Raw genomic sequence first — 889 nt, forward strand, 5'->3', positions numbered from 1 at the left:
GCCGGTCATTGCCCGCAGTCCGAAGCGGGCGACGGCGCCCGGGGCATTCAGGATCGACTGGCCCAGCGCCGTATTGCGCTGCACCGCAGCCTGTGCCGCGTCGACGTTGTTGGCCAACCAGCCCCCTGTCACCCCGTTGGCCAGCACCCAGCCCTGATCGCTCACAAAGCGGGCCGCATCCAGCGCAAAGGTGCCAGCCCCTTGTGCCGTACCCAGAAATGATTGCCCCAAACGATTCAGATCGCTGATGCCAGCCTCTGGTAGCCGGGTTGCCGTGATCTGGGGATAGGGTACTGCATACACCTCGACACCAGTCTCCGGGTCCACCCAAACCGGCGTGCCAGATTTTGCCTGTGCGAGCTCAATGTCAGGTAGCTGTTGTGGCGGTATGCCCTGAATCAGAACGTTGGCAGTAGATCCGTCGACGTTGAACCGGTCCCCTTCGCTCAGCGCCTGTCCGGCCATTACCCGCAGCTCTGCCACGCGAGCGTCATGGGCATCGGCACTGCCATATCCTCTGGAGCCGGCATCCGACATCACCAGGGGCTGCCCGGGCTGCCGCAGATTGTTGGCGGCCAGCGTCATCGACGGCGTGTCGCTGCCATACCCTCCACGCGACTCACCGAACGCACCCACCAGTTGGTTGTATGCTGCGTTGCTGTCGAAGCCCGGCTGCACCGCTGGCGAGTCATTCCAGATGGGCGATTGCTGCAGCTCCGCAATCTTCTGCCCCAGCACATCTTCCTGCGTGCTATTCGAGCTGCTCGAACGGTCCGCCAGGCTACTACCGAGCGCATTGCCAAACGCAATAGGTCCGAGGCGAAGTCGTACCCCTATCGCCCGCTACGCCTTAGCGGGCGCGCCTTTCCAGGCCGTGCTACGACCGCAG

At 63.7% G+C, this 889-nt stretch carries 1 protein-coding gene; it reads right to left on the bottom strand.

Features of this window, described 5'->3' with window-relative positions:
• Positions 1–738: hypothetical protein (locus tag ACYP5B_RS45340; protein WP_459573952.1), on the bottom strand; the 738-nt coding region annotated here is incomplete at its 3' end.
• Positions 739–889: the final 151 nt, after the last annotated feature.

The sequence above is a fragment of the Cupriavidus sp. 8B genome (genome assembly GCF_054589115.1).